Source organism: Rhizobium laguerreae, assembly GCF_002008165.1.
Lineage (GTDB): Bacteria > Pseudomonadota > Alphaproteobacteria > Rhizobiales > Rhizobiaceae > Rhizobium > Rhizobium laguerreae.
Map to the genome: position 1 here is coordinate 252,292 of NZ_MRDM01000014.1, position 25,475 is coordinate 277,766.

Here is a 25,475-nt window from a genome sequence, read left to right on the forward strand (position 1 = left end):
TGGCGCCAAAAGCGGCGCCTGGCGGTGACGAAATTTTTATGAACGATTGCGCATGGCGCCGCGCGGCGCCGATACGCATTGCAATTTACCGGCGGAACGGAATACTGGCCCCGCAAAGCGACTGAGATAACTGGCATCGGAAACAGGCAATGTCTAATCTTTCGGACTTCGTGCACCATCATTTCGACAAACCGGCCGACGAACTCGGCGACGTCGAAAAGCGCGTGCTGGCGAAAGCGCACCAACGCAAGGTCATCTCGACCGACGTCAATGCCGCCTTATCCGCCGAGTCATCCTTCGGCGAGCGTATCGCCGATGGCATCGCTCGCGTCGGCGGCTCCTGGTCGTTCATACTCGCCTTCCTCGCCTTTCTCGCCGTCTGGACACTGATGAACACTATCGGTCTGGTGGCGCATCCCTTCGACCCATACCCCTTCATTTTTCTGAATCTGATCCTGTCGATGATCGCCGCCATCCAGGCGCCGATCATCATGATGTCCCAGAACCGGCAGGCAGAGCGCGACCGCTTCGAGGCCGCCAAGGATTATGAGGTCAATCTCAAGGCCGAGCTTGAGGTGCTCTCCCTGCACCAGAAGATCGATATGAGTGTGCTGACCGAGCTGACGGCGCTACGCGAGGACGTGGCCCGCCTCAGCGCCGAACTTGCCGCCAAAGGCTAAACCGGATTTACGGCGTATTGCGGCAGGCCATCGGATATCTCATAGAAGTCGCCCTTGTCGGCGCAGTAGATATGATGGCCGAAGGCAAGGCCGCTCGGCGTGTCGAAGGCGCCGGCCATGACCGAAACCTCTGCCGATCCGTCCGCCTGCCAGAACAGCGCGGAGCCGCAATTCGAGCAGAAGCCGCGCTGTGCCTCTTCGCTTGACCGGTACCAGTGGACTGCCTCGCTGCCATCAACCGAAAGAGCCGCGCGGGCCACGTTGGCCGCGGCGTAATAAAACCCCGTCTGCCGGCGGCACTGCGAGCAATGGCAGCCGACAACAGGTCCTGGCTTCGCCATCGTTGAAAATCGCACGGCGCCGCAAAGGCAGCCGCCAGTATGCCGTTCGGTCATGATCGCTCTCCCGTTTATGACCGAACGTTGCCGCCGATCGCCGCCGGCGTCAAATCCATTCCGTTCAACGAAATCATCAGAAATCTTGAAATCACCGGCCTTATGCATGGACGGTCGGTTGGAGTATCTGTTGCGCAACGACAACAGCCGCCAACCTCATCTCATCCCAGCATTGAATCGGCGGCGCTTGTCGGCGATACTGGCGGCTCAAATCAACCTCAGGAGACTGACATGAGAGCGAACCTGTCCGAACAGAAAGGAAACATCCTCCACAAGGACATTCAGCTTCATGAACATTCGGTTCTCCCGCGCGAGGAAAAGCTCGCGACACCATAACTTCTTCCCGAAATTATTCCGCGACGATGCCAATGCCGCCGACCGCGAGCGGCGTTGGTCGCGTATGCGCAAATTCCTCTCCTACTATCGTCCGCACCTGCCTTTGTTGCTGGCGGATCTGTTGTGCGCCATCCTCGTCGCCGGCACAGCGGTCGCCTTGCCGCTCTGCGCCAACATCGTCACGAGCCGGCTTCTGGCTCTCCCCGATGCGCCGCAGGCCTTCGCACAAATCCTTGCAATGGGCGGCGTCATGCTGGCCGTTCTGGCCATCCAGATCGTCGCCATCTTCTTTGTCGATTATCGCGGCCACGTGATGGGCGCCCGCATCGAAGCGACGGTGCGGCAGGAACTCTTCGAGCACTGCCAGAAGCTCTCGTTCAGCTTCTACGACCGCCAGCGCACCGGCCAGCTGATGAGCCGCATCACCAACGACAGCCTGTGGCTGGGCGAGCTCTTTCATCATGGCCCCGAGGATCTTTCCATCGCCGTACTCAAATACGGCGGCGCCATGCTGGTATTGTTCTTCATCGATCCGCCATTGGCGGCTCTCATCCTGCTGCTCACGCCGGCGGCGGTCGCCTATGCGCTCTATTTCAACCGGCGCATGAACCGCGCGCTCGAAGCCAGCAAACGGCAGATCGCCGCCGTCAACGAGCGCGTCGAGGACGCTCTTGCGGGCATCCGCGTCGTCCAGTCCTTTGCCAACGAGGCGCTGGAGAGGGAACGCTTCGCCGAGCAGAACCGACGCTTCCTGCAAAGCCGCGCCGAGGGCTACCGCAGCGAAGCCTGGTTTTCGGTCGGCACCGAAACCTTCGCCCAGCTGGTTACCATATTGGTGATCATCGTCGGCGGCCTGCGCATCCTGGCGGCGGAACTGACCGTGCCTGATATGCTGACATTCCTGCTCTGCGTCGCCGTGCTGGTCGATCCGGTGCAGCGGCTGGCGAATTTCGTGCGCCTCTGGCAGGAGGGTTATACCGGCTTCGTCAGGGCCATGGAGATCCTGGAGATCGCCCCCGATATCACCGATCGGCCGGCCGCGCGGCCGATGCCGGCACCAAGGGGCGAGATCAGTTTTTCCAACGTCGCCTTCGGCTACGAGGCTGACGGTCCGCGGGTGCTCGAGCAGCTGTCGCTCACCATCGCTCCCGGGGAGTTCGTCGCCCTGGTCGGCCCGTCAGGGGTCGGCAAGAGCACCCTTTGCGCGCTGATACCGCGTTTCTACGATGTCGAGGCCGGGGCGATCCGGATCGATGGCATCGACATCCGCGATGTGACGCTGGCCTCGCTCCGGCGCCATGTTGGGGTGGTGCAGCAGGATGTCTACTTGTTTGCCGGTACGGTGGCGGAAAACCTGCGCTACGGCCGACCCAACGCCAGCGATGCCGAGCTGGAAGCGGCCGCGCGCGCCGCCAATGCGCACGACTTCATCATCGCCCTGCCTCAGAGCTATGACACCGATATCGGCCAACGCGGCGTCAAGCTTTCGGGCGGCCAACGCCAGCGCATCACCATCGCCCGCGCCTTCCTCAAGAATCCGGAGATCCTGATCTTCGATGAGGCGACCAGCGCGCTCGACAACGAGAGCGAACGGGCGGTGCAGCAGGCGCTGCTCAGCCTGGCAAACGGCCGAACCACCCTGGTCATCGCCCACCGTCTGTCGACCGTCCGCCATGCCGACCGCATCCTGGTCCTGACGGCTGATGGCATCGTCGAACAGGGCACTCATGACGAACTCATGGCGCAAGACGGCGTCTACGCCAATCTGCACAGCGTCCAGGCCAGCATCTGAGCGTCTGGTACGCCTCCACTGTAACAGAAAAGCCCGACATCGCCGGGCTTTTCATCACTATTTCAGGCTGATCTCAGCCGTTGGCGACCATGCGCTTTTCGTCGCGGCCGCCCTTCATGCGCTCGGCAAGCAGGAAGGCGAGCTCGAGCGCCTGGTCGGCGTTGAGGCGCGGATCGCAATGGGTGTGATAGCGGTCCTGCAAGTCTTCTGCGGAGACCGCGCGGGCGCCGCCGGTGCACTCGGTCACGTCCTTGCCGGTCATCTCGATATGAATGCCGCCGGGATGCGAGCCTTCGGCGCGGTGGATCTGGAAGAAGCTTTCGACTTCCGACAGGATCCGCTCGAAGGGACGGGTCTTGTAGTTGTTGAGCGTGATCGTGTTGCCGTGCATCGGATCGCAGGACCAGACGACCTTGCGGCCCTCGCGCTCGACAGCGCGAATGAGCTTCGGCAGGCTGTCGGCGACCTTCTCATGGCCGAAGCGGCAGATCAGCGTCAGGCGACCGGCCTCGTTGGCAGGATTCAGGATGTCGATCAGCTGCAGCAGGTCGTCGGCCTGCAGCGACGGGCCACACTTCAGGCCGATCGGGTTCTTGATGCCGCGGCAATATTCGACATGCGCATGGTCGGCCTGGCGCGTGCGGTCGCCGATCCAGATCATGTGGCCTGACGTGGCATACCAGTCGCCCGAGGTAGAATCGACGCGGGTCAGCGCCTCCTCGTAGCCGAGCAGCAGCGCCTCATGGCTGGTGAAGAAATCGGTCTCGCGCAGGCTTGGATGGTTTTCCGAGGTGATGCCGATCGCCTTCATGAAATCCATGGTCTCGCTGATGCGGTCGGCGAGCTTGCGGTAGCGCTCGCCCTGCGGGCTGTCCTTGACGAAGCCGAGCATCCACTGATGTACGTTTTCGAGATTGGCGTAACCGCCCATCGCGAAGGCGCGCAGAAGGTTCAGCGTCGCAGCCGACTGGCGATAGGCCATGGCCTGGCGTTCCGGGTTCGGAATGCGCGACTCCTCGGTGAACTCGATGCCGTTGATGATGTCGCCGCGATAGGCCGGCAGCGTCACGTCGCCCTGCTTCTCGACATTCGACGAACGCGGCTTGGCGAACTGGCCGGCGATGCGGCCGACCTTGACGACCGGCAGCTGCGCACCGAAGGTCAGCACCACGGCCATCTGCAGGAAGGCGCGGAAGAAGTCGCGGATATTGTCGGCGCCGTGTTCGGCGAAGCTCTCGGCGCAGTCGCCGCCCTGCAGCAGGAAACCGTTGCCTTCAGCGACATTGGCGAGATGCTTCTTCAGGCGGCGCGCTTCACCTGCAAAGACAAGCGGCGGATAGCTGGCGAGCGTGGCTTCCGTTGCCGCCAAAGCGGCTGCGTCGGGATATTCGGGAACCTGCAGGATCGGTTTTTGCCGCCAGCTGCTCGGGGTCCAATTGTCTGCCATCTCACTCACCTGTTCTCACATCCATACCTCAGGATGCCCTCAATATGCGGCGGCTTATAGACCTTTAGGTCAGGCTTGCAAAGACCATTCGCCGACTGCTTGTCGCCTCGCCGCCGCCGCCCGCCGCTCTCTAGTTAAACCAGCATATACCATGTCGATTTTCCCATATTTTAGACTTTCAATGTAGAACCGGAGAGAGTTTCAATTTCGGGGACATGGCATGGCAATCCTTCCGCCCGGTTTCATATCGGACCGCTCGGGCAATTTCGGCATCATGACGGCACTGCTGGTGGTGCCGCTCTTCGGTGCGGCCGGCATGGCGGTGGATTTCGCCCATGCGCTCAGCCTGAGGACACAGCTTTACGCCGCTGCCGATGCCGCCGCCGTCGGTTCGGTCGCGGAGAAATCCGGCGCGGTCGCAGCCGCCATGACCATGAGCGGCAACGGCACGATCTCGCTCGGCAAGGACGACGCCCGCAATATCTTCATGTCTCAAATGTCCGGGGAGCTAACTGACGTTCATGTCGATCTCGGAATCGACGTCACCAAGACTGCCAACAAGCTGAATGCGCAGGTTTCCTTCAGCGCGACCGTGCCCACCACCTTCATGCGCATCCTCGGCCGGGACTCAATCACGATCTCCGGCGCCGCGACTGCCGAATATCAAACCGCCGCCTTCATGGATTTCTACATCCTGCTCGACAACACGCCCTCTATGGGTGTCGGCGCGACCCCGAGCGACGTCTCGAAGCTGGAGGCAAAGACAGGCTGCGCCTTCGCCTGCCACCAGATGGATAAGAGCACCAACAACTACACCATTGCCAAAAGCCTCGGCGTCGCCATGCGCATCGATGTGGTGCGTTTGGCCACCCAGGCACTGACCGACACGGCCAAGACCGAGCGTGTCAGCAGCGACCAGTTTCGCATGGGCGTCTATACTTTCGGCACCAAAGCCGAAGACGCGAAGCTGACGACCATTTCGGGCCTCACCTCCGACCTCACGAAGGTGAAAAATTACACAGACGCGGTCGACCTGATGACCATTCCCTACCAGAACTACAATAAGGACCAACTCACCAATTTCGACAGCGCCATGACCCAGATGAACACCATCATCGAGACTGCCGGCGATGGCACATCGAATATCAGCCCGCAAAAGATCCTGTTCTTCGTTTCCGATGGCGTCGGCGACAGCTACAAGCCGTCGACATGCACCAAGAAGACGACCGGCGGTCGCTGCCAGGAGCCGATCGATACCTCCTTCTGCAAGCCCTTGAAGGATCGCGGCGTCAAGATCGCTGTGCTCTACACCACCTACCTGCCGCTGCCGAGCAACGACTGGTATAAAGACTGGATCAGGCCGTTCCAGAGCGAGATTCCGACGAAGATGCAGACCTGCGCCTCGCCCGGCCTTTATTTCGAGGTGTCGCCGACCGAAGGCATCGCCGAAGCGATGAAAGAGCTCTTCCTCAAGGTCATCCGCGCGCCGCGCATCACCAGCTAAGAGGGCTCAAATCCGCTTGCCGTCGCGGATCCGATAGCTCGGCGCATACATAGTGACGAGCTCTTCGGCGGCCGTCGGGTGCAGCGCCATTGTCCGGTCGAAATCGTCCTTGGTGCAGCCGGCCTTCAACGTGACGCCGAGCAGTTGCGCCATCTCGCCGGCATCGTGGCCGAGGATATGGGCGCCGACCACCTTGCGGCTCGCCGCATCGACGATCAGCTTCATGATCATCCGCTCGGCCCGCCCGGAAAGCGTGGCCTTCAGCGGCCGGAACTGGGCGCGGTAGACCTCCAGTTCGGAATAACGTTTGCCCGCCTCCTCTTCCGAAAGGCCGACGGTGCCGATCTCAGGCTGCGAGAAGACGGCGGTCGGGATCAGCTCGTAGTCCGGCCGGGTCGGATTGTTCTTGTACTCGGTCTCGATGAAGCACATCGCCTCGTGGATCGCCACCGGCGTCAGCTGTACCCGGTTGGTGACATCGCCGAGCGCATAGATGTTTTCGACATTGGTGCGGGAATATTCGTCGACGATAACGGCGCCGCGCTCGTCGACGGCGACACCGGCCGCCTCGAGGCCGAGGCCTTCGGTGTTCGGATCGCGCCCGAGCGCCAGCATGACCACGTCGGCTTGCAGCGTGCCGTTGTTCAGCGTCTCCAGAATGAGCCCGTCCTCACCCTTCGAAACCTTCTGCAGCGTATCGTGGCAGAGGATGCGGATGCCCTTGGCGGCCATCGCTTCGTGCAGCCCGCGCCTCAAATCCTCGTCGAAGCGCGACAGGATCTCGGCGCCGCGATAGATCAGCGTCGTCTCGACGCCGAGGCCATGGAAGATATTGGCGAACTCGACGGCGATATAGCCGCCGCCTGATATCACGATCGATTTCGGCAGCTCTTCGAGATGAAAGGCCTCGTTGGAGGAGATGCAGAGCTCGTGACCGGGAAGGGCTGCATGCGGGTTCGGCCGTCCGCCGGTGGCGATCAGGATCGTCTTTGCCGTCACTGTCTGTCCGCTCTTCAGCAGCCGGACCGTATGAGCATCGACGAGCTCTGCGCGCGTTTCCAGGATCTCGGCATTGGCGCCGGCGAGCCCCTTCTTGTAGAGACCTTCAAGCCGGGCGATTTCGACATCCTTGGCCGCCACCAGCTTCTTCCAGTCGAAGCTGCTTTCGCCGACTGTCCAGCCGAAACCTGCCGCATCCTCGAAATGCTCGTGGAACTGCGAAGCATAAACGAAGAGCTTCTTCGGCACGCAGCCGCGGATGACGCAGGTGCCGCCGTAGCGATACTCCTCGGCGATCGCCACCTTCTTGCCGAGCGAGGCGGCGACACGGGCGCCGCGCACGCCTCCGGAACCGCCGCCGATGACGAAGAGGTCGTAGTCGTAGGAAGACATGAGGAGCTCCGGAAGGGAATCGCAGGAAGGATGTTGCTGATATAGGGGCGATCGTCATGAAAACAAAAGCCCGCTCCTGCGTCATCCGGTTCCCATCGTCGAATCTTCATTCCGGTTGACCAGTCACCGTTTACGGTTGACCCGGTCGGCCGAGGCTGGCAGGCAATCCGTGGGATGGAAAAGAATGGCGGAGCAAAAGATGGATCAAACTCTCTTCACCAACCTGTGCAAGGCTGGCAAATTCAAGGAAGCGCTCGGCCTCGCCATTCAGGGCCACGAGAATGAAAAATACACGCCGAGCCGCTTTTCGATCGACAAGAAGACGAGACTGCCGATCTTCTATCGCGGCAACAAGCGCGTGGAGCCGGATGAGGAGGGTGTGTGGCAACTTGCAAAGAACCCGAACCCATAGGGGCTGAGTTGCGGCGCATATGCGTTGGCAATTGAATCTGCCTAGCGATTGCTGCTGTCAGCGGCGAATGCGGAATTCCGACGGCTTCTTCTCAAGCTGGGCTGCTTCCGTCTCGACGCCCGAAACCGACGCCCCCAAAGGCCCGCGCCTGAAACGCTCGATCATTGTCGTGATGGCGGTGTCGGGTCCTGCGATCACTGCGACGACCGCCCCGTCCTCTTCATTGCGAACCCAGCCCGTCAAACCGAGCCGCACCGCCTCGTCGCGCGTCCACATGCGAAAACCGACACCCTGGACCTTGCCGGATATCCGCACTCGGACGGCCTTATCATGATCGGACATGTCTGCAGTCACCTGAAGCCTCGCCAACGGCATTTGCCGCATCATATCAAAAAAGCCCGGACGATGCCGGGCTTTCGCAAATTTGAAGGGGCAGGCCTTATTGCTGGGCAGCCGGTGCCGGAGCCGGAGCGGTCGGGCTGTCGGTTGCCGGTGGCGGCGCCTTGATGACCTTGGAAAGCTCGGCGTTGCTCTGCTTTTCCAGGTCGCGGGAAATGCCCTGCGCCCAGATGTCGGCAGCCTTCGCCGTCTCGCGCGAGGCGACCGGGCCATCGCGCAGCAGCTTCTTGCCGACGTCGGAATTATAGAAGTCGGCGATCGCCTTCAGCTCCTCGACGGTGAAGGTCTTGGCATAGGTGAGTGCCGCCTCCTTTTCCAGATCGCCGCGGCGCGGCGCCAGCGCCAGCGCCTGCGCGTCGACCGTCGACGAAATGATGTCCTGGTAGTTGGGCGAATCCTGAATCAGCCCGGCCTTCAGGCGCTCGGCGAGACCGGGCAGGATGTTGTCGAACTGCGCGGTGGCGCCGATGGCGTCGATCGCCGCGCGAGACGCCTTCAGCTGCTCCTCGGAGACTTCCTGCGCCTTGACGGCGGAGCCGAAGGCAAGCCCGGAAAGAACGACGGCCGCAGCGGCGAGACGGCCAAGACCTGCAATGTTCATCATGAGTATATGCTCCTGTTATCTGTTTGCCTGCAGCGTGCGCGCACCCGCAGGACCGGCAATGATCGCAAGTGCCGCCATATTGATAAAGAGCCCGTGTTCAACGACGCCGGGTATGGAATTCAGCTCGCTCGAAAGCGCCTCTGCATCAGGAATGCGGCCAAAAGATGCATCGATGATGTGATGGCCGCCATCCGTGGTAAACTCTCCGTCACCCGACTGGCGCAGATCGAGTTCACCGGAAAGACCGAGCCGGGCTGCGACCTTTTCGATCGCGATCCGCGTCGAAACGAGCCCGAACGGATTGACCTCGATCGGCAGCGCGAAGGCGCCGAGCGTTTCCACCAACTTGCTCTCGTCGGCAATGACGATCATTCGCTCGGAGGCGGCCGCGACGATTTTTTCGCGCAACAGCGCGCCGCCGCCGCCCTTGATCAGCCTGAGCGCCTGATCGACCTCGTCGGCGCCATCGATCGTCAGGTCGAGTGCGGGCAGTTCGTCGAGCGACTTCAGCGGCACGCCGAGTTCGACACAGAGCCGCGCGGTTCGTTCGGACGTCGGAACGCCTTCGACCCTGAAGCCGCCCGCGACCTTCTCCGCCAGCAGGCGAACGAATTCTTCCGCCGTGCTGCCGGTGCCGATCCCGAGGCGCATCCCGCTTTCGACATGGGCGAGTGCGGCCTCGGCGGCCTTGATCTTCATTTCGCGGGCATCCATGCGCCGCCAGCTCCTGATATTGCGTTGGATGTGCTGTTTACACGGCTCGCCTGGCAAACGAAAGTCAAAATCATCACGGAAAATGAAAAGCCGAAACAGAGGCCTGCAGCCTTCCCGACCATCGCCGGACGTTGCTTTCCGCCGCACGATCGCCTACCTCAGGACGATCCATCGCTCCTCAGGGACGATCCATCGCTCCTCAAGACGACCATCGCTCAAAGAGACATGCCCTTGACCCCTGTTCCCGCTCGCCCGGCGCTTGTCGTCTTCGATCTCGACGGCACCCTTCTCGATACCCACGTGGACCTGGTCGAGAGCCTGAACCATACGATCGCGGCCCTTGACCTCGAACCGGTCAGCTACGACGACCTCACCCATCTCGTCGGCCAGGGCGCGCGCGTGATGATCGAGCGCGCCTGCCGGCTGCGCGGCCATCCGCTCGAAAGCGACGCCTTGCCGCCGCTGGTCGAGCGTTTCGTCGCCCATTATGCCGGCAACATGCCCGGTCGGACCGAACCCTATCCCGGTCTGGTCGCAGCGATGGACCGGCTGAAATCTCAAGGTTACCGCCTCGCCGTCTGCACCAACAAGATGGAAAGCCTCGCGCTCGGCCTGCTGGGCAAGCTCGATCTCACCCGATATTTCGACGCCATCACCGGCGGCGACAGCTTCGAATTCCGCAAGCCCGACGCCCGCCACCTCACCGGCACCGTCGAACGCGCCGGCGGCGACATCACCCGCACGGTGATGATCGGCGACAGCGTCAACGACATCGCTGTGGCGAGAAACGCCGGCGTACCGTCGATCGCCGTGCCTTTCGGTTATTCCGACGTGCCGGTTTCAAGCCTCGATCCGGATGTTATCATCACCCATTTCGATGAGTTGACACCGGAGTTGGTGGAAACGCTGTTGCGGGAATATGCGGAGAAGGTTGCCGTCTGAGACGGAGCCGTCCCTCTTTCTGCTGGCGAGCGGCGTGGCACCCCCTCTGCCCTGCCGGGCATCTCCCCCACAGGTGGGGAGATTGGATAGGCGCGCCGGCTTCCCCAAACAGTCATCGTCGCAGCCCGCAAAGCGGAAGATGGGCCGGAAGGTCGTGCCGCTTGCCGATCTCCCCACTTGTGGGGGAGATGCCCGGCAGGGCAGAGGGGGGTGTCACACGGTACGCCCTCTCTACTTTGTTTCTGTGCTCATGGCCAAAAAAACAAAACGAGCGGCCCGAAGACCGCCCGCCAAAACCATTCAAACTAGCGTCAGATCTGCACCCCACGCGCCTTGCTCGTCGCATCGAAAGCCTTATCGACATAAGCGTCGCGGCCGTAGACGTCGTCGAAATATTCCACCACGCCGTCCTTGTTCGGCCAGGCGGTGAAGTAGGACACATAGACCGGGATCTTCTGCGGCACGCGGACCGCATGGTTCTGCCCGCTGGCGATCTGCTTGGCGACGTCGTCGACCGTCGTGCCGAGCACGGCGGCCGCCATCGCCCGCGGATCGGCAAGGCGTACGCAACCGTGGCTCAGCGCCCGCATGTCGCGCTTGAAGAAGCTCTTCGACGGCGTGTCGTGCATGTAGATCGCGTGGCTGTTCGGGAACAGGATCTTCAGTTCGCCGAGCGCATTGTCGCTGCTTGGCGGCTGGCGCACCGAAACATTGTTGGTCGAGCCGTACCAGTCGACGCTCGACGAGGCGACGGCGTGGCCGTTCACTTCGACCTCATAACCGAGCTGGTCGAGATAGTTCGGATCCGAGCGCAGCTTCGGCAGCATCTCGTTGATGATGATCGACTGCGGCACGCCCCAGAACGGGTTGAACTCGACCGTCTCGATTTCGTCGTCGAAGAAATAGGTCTGGTTGTTCTTGCCGCCGACCACCACGCGCATCGACAGCTGTTCCTTGCCGTCATTGTGGTAGTAGACCATGTAGGCCGGCTGGTTGATCATGACGTAGCGGGAACCGAGATCCTCCGGCAGCCAGCGCGCCTGCTCCATGGCAACGACGAGCTTGTCGATCTTCGAGGCATTGGTATCGCCGCCGGTCATGGCGCGCACGGTCGCCTGGCCGATGACGCCATCGGGCTTCAGCCCGCGCTCTTTCTGGAAATCCTCGACCAGCGAAACGATGTCGGGCGAATAGTCGATGCTGCCGGCGTAAGCAGCAAGCGTTGCCGCATGATCGGTCTTCAGCGTTTCGGAACCGTGCTTGCCGATCGCCTTGACGATATTGGCGATCTCCGGCGAGCTGTCGCCAGGCCTCAGCAGCCTGTCGAGCGAAACGACGATTCGCTCCTCATTGCCGCCGTCGGCAGCCCGAAGCTTGGCAAGCTCCGCCTTCAGCGCCTGGAATTGCGGACTATCGGGCGAGCGGCTGCCGATGTAGGCGCCGACATCGGGGCTCATGCGGGCAAGCTTCAGCACCGGGGCCAGGTTAACCACCTTGCGCTGGAAGTCGTGATAGCCGGAGATCTTGTTCGGATCGATGCGGCCGCGCACCGTGTCCTGCACGAAGGCGAGCACCTTGGCGGAGAGATCGAGCTCGAACTGTGTCAGCGCCCGGTCGCGGAAGGCGGGATCGGGATTGGCCGGGTCGATATCAGGCGTCTGGACGGCGTAATCCGCCGGGTCGAGGCCAACGAAGGCCGCATCGGCAAGGACCAGCATCGCCGACTTGGCACGGTCGTTGATCTGGTTGCCCTCGACCCAGACGAGTGGATTGCGGCTGTCGCCGTAATAGGCTTCGAGCGCCTTTGCGACGTCGGCATTGGCGCGCACCTTGGCCTGCGCCAGGAAACGACGCTGCACAGCGGGTTCGGCGCTGGCGTCACCGCTGCCCGAAACATCGGCAACCGCGCCGGTGACCACCGGATCGGCAAACCTGCCGGTATCGACGAACTGCAGCGTCTCGGTTTTATAGGTATAATAACGCGGACCGCTCACCTTCGGCAGCGGCGCTTCCGGATCGAGCCCGCCGAGCGAGCCGCCGCGCTGGCCCAGACGGCCGGGCGGCATCTGGTCCATGAAGATGGTGCTCTGCGTCCGCTGCCTGTCGCCGCGCAGCATGTCCATCAGTGTATAAGCATGCGCGGGTGCGGCACTCATCATTGCCACGCCGCAGGAAAGTGCCAATGCGGATGCCGCGCTTTTCAAAACGAACGTCATATATCTTCCAGTCCGGTCATGCTGTTCTTGTCACGAGCGCAAGGCTCAAGCTCAAATCCCGCGAAACTCACGCAGCGTAGGGGCCTCATTGATCAGAAACCGGCCTGCGCCGCCAGCGCCGGCGGACTCAATTTTGTGTGACGGAGATCCTGCACGGCGCCGCCCAGCAGTTCACACAAAATTATGAAATTATTAGTTAATTTTTTACCGAATTTTCGCCGCCAGACCAGTCCGGCGAAAACGCCCGGACGCATAAAATTTCCAAAGTGGCCTAAAAGGCACGCCGAAAAGCCATCGCAAACATGACTGCCGATTTCAATATTTCGCGCGGCGTCCAGTTTTCTTGTCGGACTTTCCAACCTATAAGACCTCATCTTTTGAAAATGCCCGAAAACAGCATGTAAAGGGAAGGCAAGGCCGATGACCGCAACCCGCACCGAAACCGATACTTTTGGCCCGATCGACGTCGCCGCCGACCGATATTGGGGCGCCCAGGCCGAGCGTTCGCTCGGCAATTTCAAGATCGGCTGGGAAAAGCAACCGCTGTCGATCGTGCGCGCGCTCGGCATCGTCAAGCAGGCCGCCGCCCGCGTCAACATGTCGCTCGACCAGCTCGATCCTGCCCTCGGCAAAGCGATCGTCGACGCCGCCCAGGAGGTGATCGACGGCAAGCTGAACGACCACTTTCCGCTGGTCGTCTGGCAGACCGGTTCAGGCACGCAGTCCAATATGAATGCCAACGAGGTGATCTCCAATCGTGCGATAGAAATGCTCGGCGGCGTCATGGGTTCCAAGAAGCCGGTGCATCCGAACGATCACGTCAACATGAGCCAGTCGTCGAACGACACCTATCCGACGGCCATGCACATCGCCTGTGCCGAGCAGATCGCCCATCACCTGCTGCCGGCCCTGAAGCACCTGCATGCCGCCCTCGACATGAAGGTCACCGAATTCAGCCACATCATCAAGATCGGCCGCACCCACACCCAGGATGCGACGCCGCTGACGCTCGGCCAGGAATTTTCGGGTTATGCCGCCCAGGTCGGCTCCGCCATCAAGCGCATCGAAATGACCCTGCCCGGCCTTTGCGAGCTCGCCCAGGGTGGTACTGCCGTCGGCACCGGCCTCAACGCGCCGGTGGGCTTTGCCGAAAAGGTCGCCGAAGAGATCGCCGCCATCACAGGCATGCCTTTCGTCACTGCGCCGAACAAGTTCGAGGCGCTCGCCTCGCATGACAGCATGGTCTTTTCCCACGGCGCCATCAACGCGGCAGCCGCCGCCCTCTTCAAGATCGCCAACGACATCCGCCTGCTCGGTTCCGGCCCGCGCGCCGGCCTCGGCGAACTGGCGCTGCCGGAAAACGAGCCCGGCTCCTCGATCATGCCCGGCAAGGTCAATCCGACCCAGTGCGAGGCACTGACGCAGGTCTGCGTCCATATCTTCGGCAACAACGCGGCTCTTACCTTCGCCGACAGCCAGGGCCATTTCGAACTCAACGTCTACAATCCGATGATGGCCTATAATTTCCTGCAGTCGGTGCAACTGCTCGCCGACGCCGCCGTCTCCTTCACCGACAATTGCGTCGTCGGCATCGAGGCGCGCGAGGACAATATCAAGGCCGGCCTCGAACGCTCGCTGATGCTGGTGACCGCCCTCGCCCCAAAGATCGGCTACGACGCAGCCGCCAAGATCGCCAAAACAGCGCATAAGAACGGCACGACGCTAAAGGAAGAGGCCCTCGCCAGCGGCTTGGTGACCTCGGAAGAGTACGACGAGATCGTGCGCCCGGAAACGATGATCGGGCCGAAGTAGGAAGGTCGCATAGGCCACAGCCCCTCATCCGGCTGCCGCCACCAACCGGGGTCGAGCCATAGGTCTCGACCCGTCCTTCGGACCCCGCTCGCGGGGAGAAGGGGATGCCGCAACGCCTCGACTCCCTCCAGCCTATAGCAAGGCAAACAGCGAAAAATTGTCCATCACGACGGAATTGCCCATGAAGTCGAAACGGATTTCTTCGATGTCTTCGAGATTGACTTCGAGAGTGGGGCCGGTGACCTCGAGCTCCTGCTGATAGACGATCTGGCCGTCGTTCAGCGCGGTGAGCGTCAGGTGAAAGGGCGCTGCCGACAATTCGGCAATCGAAACGCTCTGAAAGGTGAATTCCCCGCCATCGAGCATTTTCAAGCTTACGGGCGCAGAACCTGGCGATAGAGCGGTATCGCTGAAACCGTCCTCGGTGATGGCGTCGACACCCGGGATGGTATCATAGACATACCCGTTCAGAAGCGTCACCTCGTGGCTTCCATTCACCGAGAGCGCAAAGTTGCGATAATCAGGCAGAGAGAAATTATCGGCCCTCGATGTGACGCCCAAATCGTCGAAATCCAGGATTTCGTGGTATTTTTCGCCTTCGTTGACGCCGTCGATCGCAAGGGTCAGCACGCCGAGGTCCGTGCCCCCTGAGCCATCGGACATCTTGAAGCTCAACTTCTCGATTAGCTGATCGTATTTCGTTAAATTTTTCACGACGTCGAGCGTGTAGTCCAGCTCGTACTCGAAATGACCGTCAGGTTTCAGTCTGAAGGTTCCGTATTCGCCCCTTATGATCGTTTCGTGGTCAGGCCCATGTTTGGCGTCGATACGCACGCCATTGACGAAGCGAACATACATGTCCGCTCCCTCGGGATCGCTGGAGAGGCGCAGCAGATTCCCACGGATCCAATTGTCTTCGAAAAAAACGAGAAGGTCGTCGACAGCAGTTGGCTTTGCATTTGTCATTGGAAGCCCCGGCAGGTTAACGCTGCCGGGAATATGTACTGGCCTCCAACAGAAGGCAACTTGAAGTCGTCTTTTTGTCGGACCGATTTCGACGGTTCGCCTCATCCGCCGCGCGTGGTCCTGATTGCTTTTGCCCCGCAGCGGATTTAGACCGGTTCCAATCTAGCGACGCCCCACCAGAAAGGTCACTTCGATGGCTGACGATCTCTTCCCCCTCGGCAAAGATACCACCCCCTATCGCAAGCTCAGCGGCGACCATGTCTCGGTCGATACGTTCAAGGGCCAGGAGATCCTGACCGTCGAGCCGGAAGGCATCCGCCTGCTGGCGGAAACCGCCTTTGCCGACATCAACCACTTGCTGCGCCCCGGCCATCTGAAACAGCTCGCCTCGATCCTCGACGATCCCGAGGCGACCGACAACGACCGTTTCGTCGCCTACGATCTCTTGAAGAACGCCAACATCGCCGCCGGCGGCGTGCTGCCCATGTGCCAGGACACCGGCACGGCGATCATCATGGGCAAGAAAGGCCGCAGGGTCTGGACCGAGGGCGAGGATAGTGCGGCGCTGGCCCGCGGCGTCATGGATGCCTATGAGAAGAAGAACCTGCGTTACTCGCAGCTCGCGCCGGTCAAAATGTTCGAGGAAAAGAACACCAGAAACAATCTGCCGGCCCAGATCGACATCTACGAGGAAGGCATCGACGCCTACGAATTCCTCTTCGTCGCCAAGGGCGGCGGCTCGGCTAACAAGACCTTCCTTTACCAGGGCACGCCCTCGCTTTTGACCCATGACCGGATGATCGACTTCCTTAAGGAGAAGATCCTGACGTTAGGGACGGCAGCCTGTCCTCCCTACCATCTGGCGATCGTCATCGGCGGCACCTCGGCCGAGATGAACCTGAAGACCGTCAAGCTCGCCTCCACCCGCTATCTCGACGAGCTGCCGACCGAAGGTTCCGAGAGCGGCCACGCCTTCCGCGACATCGAGATGGAGAAGGAAATCCACAAGCTGACCCAGCAGATGGGCGTCGGCGCCCAGTTCGGCGGCAAATATTTCTGTCATGACGTCCGTGTCATCCGCCTGCCTCGCCACGGCGCCTCGCTGCCGATCGGCCTCGGCGTCTCCTGTTCCGCCGACCGTCAAGCCAAGGGCCGGATCACCCGAGATGGCATCTTCGTCGAGCAGCTCGAAACCGATCCGTCGAAATACATGCCCGAGATCGACGAGGCGAAACTGTCGGAATCGACGGTGCGCATTGACCTCAACCGGCCGATGGCCGAGGTGCTGGCCGAACTTTCCAGGCATCCCGTCAAGACGCGCCTGTCCTTGACCGGCACCATCATTGTTGCCCGCGACCTAGCGCACGCCAAGATCCGCGAACGGCTTGAAAAGGGCGAAGGCATGCCCGATTACCTGAAAAACCACCCGGTCTATTATGCCGGTCCGGCCAAGACGCCGGTCGGCTACGCCTCCGGCTCCTTCGGCCCGACGACGGCCGGCCGCATGGACAGTTACGTCGATCAGTTCCAGTCCTTCGGCGGCTCGATGGTGATGCTCGCCAAGGGCAATCGGTCGCGCGCCGTGCGCGAAGCCTGCAAGAAACACGGCGGCTTCTATCTCGGCTCGATCGGTGGCCCTGCCGCCCGTCTTGCCCGGGACTGTATCCGCAAGGTCGAAGTATTCGAATATCCCGAACTCGGCATGGAAGCGGTCTGGAAAATCGAAGTCGAGGACTTCCCCGCCTTCATCGTCATCGACGACAAGGGCAATGATTTCTTCCAGGAACTGAATTTGGGGTGATTGGGAGGCTGCGTTGCCGCCCGTTCTACCGTGCCGACGCCTTATCCGACGCGGCGACATTCCGCGCTGTCACCGCCTCGCCCACGCTCACCACATCCCCGGCATCGACCCTTGCCAGGATCTCCGTGCGGAAAGCGCCGGCGAAGAAGCCGGTGTGCTCCAGCAGCAAGGTGCCGGCGGCGAGGACGGTGAATGCGAGGATGGCGAAAGAAATATGACGGGAGGTTTCCACGATCTCACGCCCTGGCTTGCAGGCTACGATCGGGTTTGCCGCCAAGAAATATCACTCCAAAATACCGGCACCGCAATACGGAACGGCCAAAATCAGCTGTCGACAAGATGAATACGGTCTCCGGAAGAGAAGAACTGTAAGTTTTTCAGACACCGCTCCCGCTCAACGAGTATGCACTGTCCCGCTAAAGATACGTTTTTCCGTAGAAGAATCATAGGTCTGATCGAAGTATTGACCCATGGGGCATTTGTCGTATGTAATCCTTGGTATATATCGCTTTAATCTTTTCCCAACAAATTTAAGCTAACAAATAGAATATTGCCTTTGAATATATGAGGAGTTCGCCGGATGAATACGGCTGTCGCGCCCAAGGTGCAGATTCCCGACGTTGCGGGTCAGATCACCTATGCCATGCGCTCCATGGGCGTCGCGCCGATACCGCGCAATTACCAACTCTTCTACGAGGCCTATATCGGCTCTAATCCGGCCCTTACCCGCGAGCTCGCGGCCCTCGGCGGCCAGGTGACCCAGGCCGAACTCGATGCGCTCGGCGTGCAGCACTTCACCCACAGCTCGGCCCGTGTCTTCGACGATGCCCATACGCGCATATCAGGCGAACTCGACGGCCTGTTGCGCATTCTCCGGCAGGAGCAGAGCTCGCTCGAAAGCTACACCAGGCTGCTCGGCGAGACCCAGAAGCGCATCACCTCCAAGAGCAATGCCAGCGTTGAACTGATCGAAAACGCCATTGATCTTCTCAGCCAGGCGACCGGCGATACCATGGCGCATGGCGAACGCACCGTCGAGGACGTCATCCAGCGCTCTCAGGAGATGGATCAGGTCCGTAAGGAACTCGACGAATACAAGCGCATCGCCAACACCGACTCGCTGACACGCCTTTCCAACCGGCGCGCTTTCGATGACCGCCTCGCCGCTGTCTTCAACAATCCCGGCATGCGGCCGGTAACGGCACTGCTGCTCTGCGACATCGACAATTTCAAGAAGATCAACGACACCTACGGCCATCCGGTTGGCGACAAGGTGCTCGCCACCGTCGCCTCCGTCATCCGCAGCAATGTCCGGCGCGACATCTTCGTCGCCCGCACCGGCGGCGAGGAATTCGCCCTCATCGTCGACGGCAACACGCCTGAAGAGGTGACCGCGATCGCCGAGCGCATCCGCCGCACGCTGGAGGCAACCCCTTTCAAGAATTCCCGCACGCGGGTAAATTACGGCCCGGTCACCGTCTCGATCGGCATCTGCATGGCCTCCAATGCCGAGGATGCCGGCGAACTCTACAGCAAGACCGACATCGCTCTCTACGGCGCCAAGAATGCCGGCCGCAACTGCACTATTCTCTATCAGGACGGCATGCAGAAGGATTTCACCAAGAGCTGGCTGATCTACAAGACGTGACGGTAATCCAGCGCGCACGCTGTCACCGGTAGTGACGGCGACAAGCTGCTATCCGGTTCGCGCCGCTTGCTCCCTCTTCTCCCCAGCGGGGAGAAGGTGCCCGTAGGGCGGATGAGGGGGCCGCACGGCACATCCTTCATGATTGCCCTTCGCTTGCGCTCAGCGCATTCGCTCCTGTCGTCGCTCACCCCCTCATCGCCTCGCCATCGCTCCGGCACTTCTCCCCGTTGGGGAGAAGAGGTATGTGGCAGCGCCTTATTCCGTCAGGAGCCTGAGGGAACGAGCGAGTTCGCCGCTCGCGGCGCCGAGTAAAAAGCCGGCCTCCACGGGTATGATGTTTTACCACATCGTCTTCGCCGCCCGCCCCGGCCACTCCCGATCGTAGGTTTCCTGGTCGAAATCGCCGGTTGCGGCCTTCAGCATCTGCCCGGGCGTCGGCAGCTTTGCCGGATCGGCGAAGTGTTCTCCATTCCAGAGCTCGGCTCGCATCACGGCGCGCGCGCATTGGAAATAGACCTCGTCGATCGAAATCACGACGACGGTACGCGGATGCTTGCCGTCCATCTCGAAGCTCGAAAGCAGCGCCTCATCGTCGGAAACGACGCCGCGGCCGTTGATGCGCATCGTCGTGTTCGAGCCGGGAATCAGGAACATCAGCGCCAGTCTTGGATCGCGCACAATGTTGGACAGCGAATCGACCCGGTTGTTGCCGCGCCAATCCGGCAGATGCAGCGTCTCGTCGTCGGCGACGCGCACCACGCCGCCAAGATCGCCGCGCGGTGAACAATCGAGCCCTTCCGGCCCGACGGTCGCAAGCGCCGCAAATGGCGAGATCTCGATCATCTCCCGATAGAGCGGGGTCAATTTCTTCGTCACCTTGGTGACGGAGGCCGGCGAAAATCCGGCGCCGTAGATCGTGTTGAGCTCTTCGATGCTGCTGATGATTTTCATGAGGCGTCCCACCGGGGCTTGATCTTCGCGACGGACGCTACAATGCCACGCGCCTCGCCGGAAGCTCAAAAAACGGAATGATCTCCGCATCTTTTTTGATGCTTTCATCAGGCACTTCACCTATGACCCGATCGCCGTCGAGAAACGCCGCGATCGCAGCAAGAACCGGCGCGGCGCCGATGATGCGCCGGTGGCCGAAGCCGTTCGCCCAGAACAGCCGAACGCCCTTCCCCGCCGTGCCATAGCGCCTGGCATGGAGAGACGACACCTCCTTGTCGTCCTCGGCATGGATGACGAGCACCGGTCGGCCGACGACGCCCGCCGCCTCGCCGGCGTCGAAATCCTCAAGTCTCCGGCCGGTGACGCGATGGACCTCGTTCTCCAGTGCCGCTTGCGCTGCAGGGCGAAGATCGACCATCCGGCCGAAATCGGTAAACAGCCAGCCCATCTCGCTCGGCGCGCCGATCAGCACCAGTCTCTCCGTGGTGACAGGCGCCACGCCAGGCAGCAAGCCTGCCGCCGAGACCATCAGTGCCGCACCGCCGAAGGAATGGCCGATCGCCGCGTCGAATGCGCCGAAGCGCGCCTCGGCCGCCGCGATCGTCTCGACCGCAAGCCCCATATGAAGGAAGCGCCCGCCGGAACGGCCGTGGCCGGGAAAATCGAGCGCCACGACCTCCGCGCCCGTTGCCGAAAGCATCGAGACGAGTTCGGCCATATAGGCCGCGCTCGATCCCCAGCCATGTGTCACCAGGTAGCGCTTGCGTTTGCCCCTCGCCCCGCCGTTCAGCCGATAGGCATGCGCTTGGCGCCCGCCGGCGAGCTGGAGGGTGAAGCGTTCGGCGCCGGCAAGTCGGGCCGCGCCCGCTGCATGCGCCGCCCTCGCCTTTGCTCCCTTCGGCTTGGCCGATGGCGTCCGGCAGAACAGCCGGAACGCTACTCTGCCTGCCAGGTCAGGCGAAACCGCCTGCAGCAGCGAAAACCCCAGGCGGGTGACGTCAAGCGCAAAGTTTGCCATAGTGGGATTCCAAAAGACTGTTCAACACTGAACAATAAAGTACAACGATGAACAAAAATCAATCCCTTCCCTGGGATCATCCGCGTTTTCGCAGCTGGATCGCGGTGGCTCGCGCCTGCCAGCTTATGCAACAATCCCTCGCTCGATCGCTTGCCGATCTCGACATCAAGCCGCCGCACCTCGATATCCTGGTCAATCTCTACCGTTTCGAAGGCATCTCGCAGCAGGAGTTGGCGCGCAAGCTGCTGGTCGGCCGCTCCAATATGAGCATGCTGCTCCCGCAGATGGAGAAGCGCGGTCTGATCCTTCGCCGCGATGACGAGCGCGACAAGCGCGTGCTGCGCCTCTATTTGACACCAGAGGGCCGAAAGCTGAGTGAGGAAGCCATGGCCATCCAGACGGGCCTCATCGACCGCGTTCTGTCGAACGAGCCGATAGAGCAATGCATGGCGACCGCCGATTCGATGGAGCGGATCGTCACTGTGCTGCTGAAAGATCTGCGCGACGAGGATTGAGTTTAATGCAGCGTCGGCGACGCCTCCGTACCGGTCAGCGAGCGGTATTCCCAGGCGGCAACGACGATCAGCACCAGCGTCGCCAGAATGCCCATCAGATAGACCTCGATGAAGGGCGCGACAAAAGCAAGCAGGATCAAAAACACCAGGCCGGCAAGATGCGAGAGCGGCATCCGCCCGCTGGTCGCGCCCTTGAACCAGAGATTGCCGATCAGGAACAGGCCGGAGCCGCCGAGCACGGCCGCGGCGATGCCGAGATCACCTGCTTCATGCGGATGCGAGAACATGAATTCGACCGCAACCGCATGGACGATGATGCCGGCGAGGATAGGGATATGCCCATAGGTGAAGGCCTGCCGCGCCAAGCTTCCCGGCGTCTCATCATGCTCGATGCGGTGGGCGGCGCGCCCGTGACCGAAGCGGAAGTAGAGCCACCACATGGCGACCGTTCCGATGAAGGCGGTCGCGAAGATAAGACTGGTCAGGCCTGAGATCGGCAGCTCGGAAAAGGTGCGGCCGGAAACAAGGATCGCTTCGCCGAGGCAGATGATGACGAAGAGCGCGCAGCGTTCGGCCATATGCGCGCCGGAAACGTCCCAATCCCGCGCCGTCGAGCGGCCGAGCCCCGGCACGGCAAAGCCCGCGGCCGGCCCGGCATATTCGATCGCCAGCGCAATCGCCCAGGCGGTCAGCCGGGCTTCATGCTCAAGCAGCCCGCCGGCAATCCAGAAGCCCCCCGAAACCGCGAGCCAGGTTGTGATGCGGATGAAATTCAGCGTATTGGCGCGGTCGACGCGCGTCATCGCATAGGTGGCAAACAGCGAGCGCCCGACCTGCATCGCCACATAGGCGCCGGCAAACAGCAGTCCCTTGTCGCCGAAAGCCTCGGGGATCGAGGCAGACAGCAGCAGCCCGAGCATCATCAGCGCCACCAGCATGCCGCGCACCGGCATCTTGTCCGGATCGAGCCAGTTCGTCACCCAGGCCGTGAAGATCCACACCCACCAGACGGCGAAGGTCATCAGCGCCGCTTCGGCGACACCGAGCGGCGTGTAGTGGGCGGCGAGCGCATGCGAGAGCTGCGAGATCGAAAAGACGAAGACAAGGTCGAAGAACAGTTCGAGGAAAGTCACCTTGTTGCTGCTGGCGCTGCCCTTGGCGCGCAGCCAGTTCTTTCCGTTCGTTTTCGCCATATGGCCCCCCGATGGCTGGAATTATGGGTCTATTGAATCTGATAGCGGCGCGCTCGCGTGCGTCAACGCGGCTTCTCCGCCGTGTCGCGGTTCATGCCCTTTTCACGAAGCTCGTCCTCATAGGCGGAAAACAGCTCAGGTCCCCGTTCGCCGAGCTCGCGCAGGTAGGTCCACGTGTAGATGCCGGTATCGTGCATGTCGTCGAAGCCGATCCGGACCGCGTAATTGCCGGTCGGCATCATCGAGATGATCGCGACATTGCGTTTGCCCGGCACCGTCACCTTCTGCCCCGGCCCATGGCCCTGTACCTCGGCGGAGGGCGACAGCACGCGCAAGAGTTCGGCCGACAGGTCGAAGCTCTGGCCGTCGTTGAAGGTCACCACCAGCCGCTGCCTGTCTTTCGAGACGCGAAGTTCGCTCGGCCAGATATCGCTCATCATTTTGTCCTCTTCTCATGCGAGGAGTAGGCGCTGATCTTTTTCAGCGCAAGCTGAAATTGGCATGCCCGCGCGGGCTGTTTCCCTTGACGCGGCAATAGCATATGCCCACATTGATGTGACTACGGAGATCCAAGTGAACACCAGAGTCGGAACGATAGGCAATGCATCGCCGCTGTTGGCGGATGCACACCCGATGATCGACCCCTTCGGGCGGGCGGTCACCTACCTCCGCGTCTCCGTCACCGACCGCTGCGATTTCCGCTGCACCTATTGCATGGCGGAGAATATGACCTTCCTGCCGAAGAAGGATCTCTTGACGCTGGAAGAGCTCGACCGGCTCTGTTCCGCCTTCATCGCCAAGGGTGTCAGCAAGATCAGGCTGACCGGCGGCGAACCTTTGGTGCGCAAGAACATCATGTATCTGGTGCGCCAGCTCGGCCAAAAGATCGGCTCCGGCCTCGACGAATTGACGCTGACCACCAACGGCTCACAGCTTTCCCGCCATGCCGAGGAGCTCTATGATTGCGGTGTGCGCCGGATCAACGTCTCGCTGGATACGCTCGACCCCGACAAGTTTCGCAAGATCACCCGCTGGGGTGATTTCGCCAAGGTCATGGAAGGCATCGACGCGGCAGAGAAAGCCGGGCTGAAGATCAAGCTCAATGCCGTGGCGCTGAAGGATTTCAACGATGCCGAGATGCCGGAGCTGCTGCGCTTCGCCCATGGCCGCGGCATGGATCTCACCGTCATCGAAACCATGCCGATGGGCGAGATCGAAGAAGACCGCACCGACCAGTATATGCCGCTTTCAAAGCTGCGCGCCGATCTCGAAGAGCAGTTCACCCTTGCTGACATCGATTACCAGACCGGCGGCCCGGCGCGTTACGTGAGGGTCGAAGAAACCGGCGGCCGCCTCGGCTTCATCACACCGATGACCCATAATTTCTGCGAAAGCTGCAACCGCGTCCGCCTCACCTGCACTGGCACGCTCTACATGTGCCTCGGCCAGAACGACGCCGCCGATCTCCGCGCCGCACTCCGCGCCACCGAAGACGACGCCCTCCTCCGCACTGCCATCGACGAAGCCATCACCCGCAAACCCAAAGGCCACGACTTCATCATCGACCGCACGCATAATCGTCCTGCCGTCGCCAGGCATATGAGTGTCACTGGTGGGTGAGAAGCGGTCCCGCAAAGCGGGAGCAATCGATCCAGTGAATCAATTGCAGCTTCGAACGCCCTGAGCCATGCGAAGGGCCGGGATACGGTGCGGCAGACTCCCTTTTCTCTTCTCCCCAGCGGGGAGAAGGTGGCCCGAAGGGTCGGATGAGGGGACCGCACGGCACTACTTCATTGATTGCCCTTCGCTTTCGCTCAGCGCATCGCTCCTATCGTCGCTCACCCCTCATCTGCCCTCACGGGCATCTTCTCTCCCCGCTTGGGAGAAGGGGGAGCCGTAACCCCATCAGCCAGGCTTGCGCGCACAAATCGCAAACCGCTCCTGCACCATCCGCTCCAGCCCCCGCAGGAACGGCATCTTGCGAGCCTGCGCCCAATGGATGTCGGCGAGTTTGCGGTCGACGACAATATCCGTAAAACCGGCATGGCGCAGAAGATCGACGACTGCTTCGGCCGGCATCTGGCTGGAGAAATGCACGCGTGAGCGGATCTTCTGGTGCCGCGCCATCATCTCCGGCGACATGTGGCTCGCCGGCGGCTTGCCTGTTACCTTCGTCCAGAGCTTCTGCAGGCCCTTGACCCAGGTTTCCTTGCCCATATTGCCGTCGAGGATCAGCACCTTGCCGCCCGGCTTCAATACCGAGAACCATTCCTTGAAGGCCGAAGCCGGGTCCACCAGCGTCCAGACGAGATGGCGGTTGGTGATGACGTCGTAGCTGTCCTTAGGCTCCATGGTGTTTTCGGCGTCGCCGGAAACGAAACGGATATCGGTGCCGCGCTTCTTCGCCTTGGCACGCGCCTGCGCCAGCATCGCATCCGACCAGTCCAACCCGGTCACCTTGAAGCCGACATCGTTCATCAGATGCGAAATCACGGCGGTGCCGCAGGCGAGATCGAGTGCCGCGCGCCCTTCGCCCTCGCCGAGATGTTTTCTGATCAGCCGCTGCCAGCCTTTGCGCTCCGCTTCCGAAAAGATTTCATGGCCGACGCTCTGGTCGAAGGTCGCCGCCCGTTCCGACCAGAAGTCGCGGATTTCGTCTCGGATGGAGTAATTGGTATTCATGGAATTCATCGCAGCCCCCGGCACGGCATCAGTTTGGAAACGCTCTAAAACATATA

General features: G+C 61.4%; 26 protein-coding genes. 11 read left to right on the forward strand and 15 right to left on the reverse strand.

The window, feature by feature from the left end:
• The first annotated feature begins 149 nt into the window (after positions 1–149).
• Positions 150–680, forward strand: a complete 531-nt coding sequence (locus tag BS630_RS16955) for a DUF1003 domain-containing protein (protein ID WP_077978325.1) — start codon at positions 150–152, stop codon at positions 678–680.
• Here the strand turns inward: BS630_RS16955 and BS630_RS16960 are convergent.
• Positions 677–1,075 (reverse strand): GFA family protein, encoded by a 399-nt coding sequence (locus tag BS630_RS16960; protein WP_077979204.1) that lies wholly within the window; start codon positions 1,073–1,075, stop codon positions 677–679. The two genes, BS630_RS16955 and BS630_RS16960, sit on opposite strands and share 4 nt — an antisense overlap.
• A 27-nt stretch (positions 1,076–1,102) precedes the next feature.
• Here BS630_RS16960 and BS630_RS37050 point away from each other — a divergent pair, with 27 nt between their 5' ends.
• Both BS630_RS37050 and BS630_RS16970 read left to right on the forward strand, forming a co-directional pair.
• On the forward strand, positions 1,103–1,411 hold the full coding sequence (locus BS630_RS37050; RefSeq protein WP_158081415.1) for a hypothetical protein: 309 nt from the start codon (positions 1,103–1,105) through the stop codon (positions 1,409–1,411).
• Positions 1,365–3,203, forward strand: a complete 1,839-nt coding sequence (locus BS630_RS16970; RefSeq protein ID WP_077978326.1) for an ABC transporter ATP-binding protein — start codon at positions 1,365–1,367, stop codon at positions 3,201–3,203. Before BS630_RS37050 ends, BS630_RS16970 begins: the two co-directional genes overlap by 47 nt.
• Before the next feature lie 73 nt (positions 3,204–3,276).
• Here the strand turns inward: BS630_RS16970 and BS630_RS16975 are convergent, their stop codons facing one another.
• Positions 3,277–4,650 (reverse strand): class II 3-deoxy-7-phosphoheptulonate synthase, encoded by a 1,374-nt coding sequence (locus BS630_RS16975; protein ID WP_029875504.1) that lies wholly within the window; start codon positions 4,648–4,650, stop codon positions 3,277–3,279.
• Positions 4,651–4,870: 220 nt separating this feature from the next.
• Between BS630_RS16975 and BS630_RS16980 the strand changes: the two genes are divergently transcribed.
• Positions 4,871–6,154: a pilus assembly protein TadG-related protein gene (locus BS630_RS16980; RefSeq protein WP_077978327.1), complete on the forward strand. Its 1,284-nt coding sequence runs from the start codon at positions 4,871–4,873 to the stop codon at positions 6,152–6,154.
• 6 nt (positions 6,155–6,160) lie between these two features.
• Here the strand turns inward: BS630_RS16980 and gor are convergent, their stop codons facing one another.
• The gene (gor, locus tag BS630_RS16985) at positions 6,161–7,546 is read right to left on the reverse strand and encodes a glutathione-disulfide reductase (RefSeq protein WP_077978328.1); all 1,386 of its coding nucleotides are present in this window, start codon (positions 7,544–7,546) and stop codon (positions 6,161–6,163) included.
• Between the two features lie 199 nt (positions 7,547–7,745).
• Here gor and BS630_RS16990 point away from each other — a divergent pair, with 199 nt between their 5' ends.
• On the forward strand, positions 7,746–7,958 hold the full coding sequence (locus BS630_RS16990; RefSeq protein WP_077979205.1) for a hypothetical protein: 213 nt from the start codon (positions 7,746–7,748) through the stop codon (positions 7,956–7,958).
• Positions 7,959–8,015: 57 nt separating this feature from the next.
• Here BS630_RS16990 and BS630_RS16995 read toward each other — a convergent pair whose 3' ends face one another.
• The 3 genes from BS630_RS16995 to rpiA form a co-directional block, all read right to left on the reverse strand.
• Complete coding sequence (locus BS630_RS16995) at positions 8,016–8,300, reverse strand: acylphosphatase (RefSeq protein WP_077979206.1); 285 nt, start codon at positions 8,298–8,300, stop codon at positions 8,016–8,018.
• 97 nt (positions 8,301–8,397) lie between these two features.
• Complete coding sequence (locus tag BS630_RS17000) at positions 8,398–8,961, reverse strand: DUF2059 domain-containing protein (RefSeq protein WP_077978329.1); 564 nt, start codon at positions 8,959–8,961, stop codon at positions 8,398–8,400.
• A 15-nt stretch (positions 8,962–8,976) separates the two neighbouring features.
• Positions 8,977–9,675 carry a ribose-5-phosphate isomerase RpiA gene (rpiA, locus tag BS630_RS17005; protein WP_003540249.1) on the reverse strand — a complete coding sequence of 233 codons (699 nt, stop codon included), beginning with the start codon at positions 9,673–9,675 and terminating at the stop codon, positions 8,977–8,979.
• Positions 9,676–9,900: 225 nt separating this feature from the next.
• Between rpiA and BS630_RS17010 the strand changes: the two genes are divergently transcribed.
• Positions 9,901–10,617 carry an HAD family hydrolase gene (locus BS630_RS17010; protein ID WP_183594394.1) on the forward strand — a complete coding sequence of 239 codons (717 nt, stop codon included), beginning with the start codon at positions 9,901–9,903 and terminating at the stop codon, positions 10,615–10,617.
• 311 nt (positions 10,618–10,928) lie between these two features.
• On the opposite strand, the gene BS630_RS17020 is transcribed toward BS630_RS17010, so the two are convergent.
• Together BS630_RS17020 and BS630_RS36565 are read right to left on the reverse strand one after the other, a co-directional pair.
• Positions 10,929–12,833, reverse strand: coding sequence for a L,D-transpeptidase family protein (locus tag BS630_RS17020; RefSeq protein WP_077978330.1), 1,905 nt, complete (start codon positions 12,831–12,833; stop codon positions 10,929–10,931).
• A gap of 92 nt (positions 12,834–12,925) precedes the next feature.
• Positions 12,926–13,192 (reverse strand): hypothetical protein, encoded by a 267-nt coding sequence (locus BS630_RS36565; protein WP_132609179.1) that lies wholly within the window; start codon positions 13,190–13,192, stop codon positions 12,926–12,928.
• A gap of 61 nt (positions 13,193–13,253) precedes the next feature.
• Here BS630_RS36565 and fumC point away from each other — a divergent pair, with 61 nt between their 5' ends.
• A complete protein-coding gene (gene fumC, locus BS630_RS17025) occupies positions 13,254–14,645 on the forward strand; it encodes a class II fumarate hydratase (RefSeq protein ID WP_077978331.1) in 1,392 nt (463 codons plus the stop codon).
• A gap of 132 nt (positions 14,646–14,777) precedes the next feature.
• Here the strand turns inward: fumC and BS630_RS17030 are convergent, their stop codons facing one another.
• The gene (locus BS630_RS17030) at positions 14,778–15,611 is read right to left on the reverse strand and encodes a VCBS domain-containing protein (RefSeq protein ID WP_077978332.1); all 834 of its coding nucleotides are present in this window, start codon (positions 15,609–15,611) and stop codon (positions 14,778–14,780) included.
• Between the two features lie 193 nt (positions 15,612–15,804).
• Between BS630_RS17030 and BS630_RS17035 the strand changes: the two genes are divergently transcribed.
• Positions 15,805–17,412, forward strand: coding sequence for a fumarate hydratase (locus BS630_RS17035; protein WP_077978333.1), 1,608 nt, complete (start codon positions 15,805–15,807; stop codon positions 17,410–17,412).
• Between the two features lie 25 nt (positions 17,413–17,437).
• Here the strand turns inward: BS630_RS17035 and BS630_RS17040 are convergent, their stop codons facing one another.
• On the reverse strand, positions 17,438–17,644 hold the full coding sequence (locus BS630_RS17040; RefSeq protein WP_077979208.1) for a hypothetical protein: 207 nt from the start codon (positions 17,642–17,644) through the stop codon (positions 17,438–17,440).
• 348 nt (positions 17,645–17,992) lie between these two features.
• Between BS630_RS17040 and BS630_RS17045 the strand changes: the two genes are divergently transcribed.
• Positions 17,993–19,060 carry a GGDEF domain-containing protein gene (locus tag BS630_RS17045; RefSeq protein ID WP_077978334.1) on the forward strand — a complete coding sequence of 356 codons (1,068 nt, stop codon included), beginning with the start codon at positions 17,993–17,995 and terminating at the stop codon, positions 19,058–19,060.
• Between the two features lie 339 nt (positions 19,061–19,399).
• Here BS630_RS17045 and BS630_RS17050 read toward each other — a convergent pair whose 3' ends face one another.
• Together BS630_RS17050 and BS630_RS17055 are read right to left on the reverse strand one after the other, a co-directional pair.
• Positions 19,400–20,011 carry a pyridoxamine 5'-phosphate oxidase family protein gene (locus BS630_RS17050; RefSeq protein ID WP_077978335.1) on the reverse strand — a complete coding sequence of 204 codons (612 nt, stop codon included), beginning with the start codon at positions 20,009–20,011 and terminating at the stop codon, positions 19,400–19,402.
• Positions 20,012–20,048: 37 nt separating this feature from the next.
• A complete protein-coding gene (locus BS630_RS17055; RefSeq protein ID WP_077978336.1) occupies positions 20,049–21,029 on the reverse strand; it encodes an alpha/beta hydrolase in 981 nt (326 codons plus the stop codon).
• Positions 21,030–21,076: 47 nt separating this feature from the next.
• Between BS630_RS17055 and BS630_RS17060 the strand changes: the two genes are divergently transcribed.
• Positions 21,077–21,544 carry a MarR family winged helix-turn-helix transcriptional regulator gene (locus BS630_RS17060; protein ID WP_077978337.1) on the forward strand — a complete coding sequence of 156 codons (468 nt, stop codon included), beginning with the start codon at positions 21,077–21,079 and terminating at the stop codon, positions 21,542–21,544.
• Between the two features lie 2 nt (positions 21,545–21,546).
• On the opposite strand, the gene BS630_RS17065 is transcribed toward BS630_RS17060, so the two are convergent.
• Both BS630_RS17065 and BS630_RS17070 read right to left on the reverse strand, forming a co-directional pair.
• Positions 21,547–22,737 (reverse strand): low temperature requirement protein A, encoded by a 1,191-nt coding sequence (locus BS630_RS17065; protein ID WP_077978338.1) that lies wholly within the window; start codon positions 22,735–22,737, stop codon positions 21,547–21,549.
• A 62-nt stretch (positions 22,738–22,799) separates the two neighbouring features.
• Complete coding sequence (locus BS630_RS17070; RefSeq protein WP_077979209.1) at positions 22,800–23,174, reverse strand: gamma-butyrobetaine hydroxylase family protein; 375 nt, start codon at positions 23,172–23,174, stop codon at positions 22,800–22,802.
• A gap of 136 nt (positions 23,175–23,310) precedes the next feature.
• On the opposite strand from BS630_RS17070, the gene moaA reads away from it, so the two are divergent.
• Positions 23,311–24,357, forward strand: coding sequence for a GTP 3',8-cyclase MoaA (gene moaA, locus BS630_RS17075; protein ID WP_077978339.1), 1,047 nt, complete (start codon positions 23,311–23,313; stop codon positions 24,355–24,357).
• Positions 24,358–24,642: 285 nt separating this feature from the next.
• On the opposite strand, the gene BS630_RS17080 is transcribed toward moaA, so the two are convergent.
• On the reverse strand, positions 24,643–25,428 hold the full coding sequence (locus tag BS630_RS17080) for a class I SAM-dependent methyltransferase (protein WP_077978340.1): 786 nt from the start codon (positions 25,426–25,428) through the stop codon (positions 24,643–24,645).
• Between the last annotated feature and the right edge of the window lie 47 nt (positions 25,429–25,475).

What these genes read in the sequence shown, in the direction of transcription:
- BS630_RS16955 (WP_077978325.1), top strand. Translation starts at nt 150, where the DNA reads ATGTCTAATCTTTCGGACTTCGTGCACCATCATTTCGACAAACCGGCC.
- BS630_RS16960 (WP_077979204.1), bottom strand. Translation starts at nt 1,075, where the DNA reads ATGACCGAACGGCATACTGGCGGCTGCCTTTGCGGCGCCGTGCGATTT.
- BS630_RS16970 (WP_077978326.1), top strand. Translation starts at nt 1,365, where the DNA reads ATGAACATTCGGTTCTCCCGCGCGAGGAAAAGCTCGCGACACCATAAC.
- BS630_RS16975 (WP_029875504.1), bottom strand. Translation starts at nt 4,650, where the DNA reads ATGGCAGACAATTGGACCCCGAGCAGCTGGCGGCAAAAACCGATCCTG.
- BS630_RS16980 (WP_077978327.1), top strand. Translation starts at nt 4,871, where the DNA reads ATGGCAATCCTTCCGCCCGGTTTCATATCGGACCGCTCGGGCAATTTC.
- gor (WP_077978328.1), bottom strand. Translation starts at nt 7,546, where the DNA reads ATGTCTTCCTACGACTACGACCTCTTCGTCATCGGCGGCGGTTCCGGA.
- BS630_RS16990 (WP_077979205.1), top strand. Translation starts at nt 7,746, where the DNA reads ATGGATCAAACTCTCTTCACCAACCTGTGCAAGGCTGGCAAATTCAAG.
- BS630_RS16995 (WP_077979206.1), bottom strand. Translation starts at nt 8,300, where the DNA reads ATGTCCGATCATGATAAGGCCGTCCGAGTGCGGATATCCGGCAAGGTC.
- BS630_RS17000 (WP_077978329.1), bottom strand. Translation starts at nt 8,961, where the DNA reads ATGATGAACATTGCAGGTCTTGGCCGTCTCGCCGCTGCGGCCGTCGTT.
- rpiA (WP_003540249.1), bottom strand. Translation starts at nt 9,675, where the DNA reads ATGGATGCCCGCGAAATGAAGATCAAGGCCGCCGAGGCCGCACTCGCC.
- BS630_RS17010 (WP_183594394.1), top strand. Translation starts at nt 9,901, where the DNA reads ATGCCCTTGACCCCTGTTCCCGCTCGCCCGGCGCTTGTCGTCTTCGAT.
- BS630_RS17020 (WP_077978330.1), bottom strand. Translation starts at nt 12,833, where the DNA reads ATGACGTTCGTTTTGAAAAGCGCGGCATCCGCATTGGCACTTTCCTGC.
- fumC (WP_077978331.1), top strand. Translation starts at nt 13,254, where the DNA reads ATGACCGCAACCCGCACCGAAACCGATACTTTTGGCCCGATCGACGTC.
- BS630_RS17030 (WP_077978332.1), bottom strand. Translation starts at nt 15,611, where the DNA reads ATGACAAATGCAAAGCCAACTGCTGTCGACGACCTTCTCGTTTTTTTC.
- BS630_RS17035 (WP_077978333.1), top strand. Translation starts at nt 15,805, where the DNA reads ATGGCTGACGATCTCTTCCCCCTCGGCAAAGATACCACCCCCTATCGC.
- BS630_RS17045 (WP_077978334.1), top strand. Translation starts at nt 17,993, where the DNA reads ATGAATACGGCTGTCGCGCCCAAGGTGCAGATTCCCGACGTTGCGGGT.
- BS630_RS17050 (WP_077978335.1), bottom strand. Translation starts at nt 20,011, where the DNA reads ATGAAAATCATCAGCAGCATCGAAGAGCTCAACACGATCTACGGCGCC.
- BS630_RS17055 (WP_077978336.1), bottom strand. Translation starts at nt 21,029, where the DNA reads ATGGCAAACTTTGCGCTTGACGTCACCCGCCTGGGGTTTTCGCTGCTG.
- BS630_RS17060 (WP_077978337.1), top strand. Translation starts at nt 21,077, where the DNA reads ATGAACAAAAATCAATCCCTTCCCTGGGATCATCCGCGTTTTCGCAGC.
- BS630_RS17065 (WP_077978338.1), bottom strand. Translation starts at nt 22,737, where the DNA reads ATGGCGAAAACGAACGGAAAGAACTGGCTGCGCGCCAAGGGCAGCGCC.
- BS630_RS17070 (WP_077979209.1), bottom strand. Translation starts at nt 23,174, where the DNA reads ATGAGCGATATCTGGCCGAGCGAACTTCGCGTCTCGAAAGACAGGCAG.
- BS630_RS17080 (WP_077978340.1), bottom strand. Translation starts at nt 25,428, where the DNA reads ATGAATTCCATGAATACCAATTACTCCATCCGAGACGAAATCCGCGAC.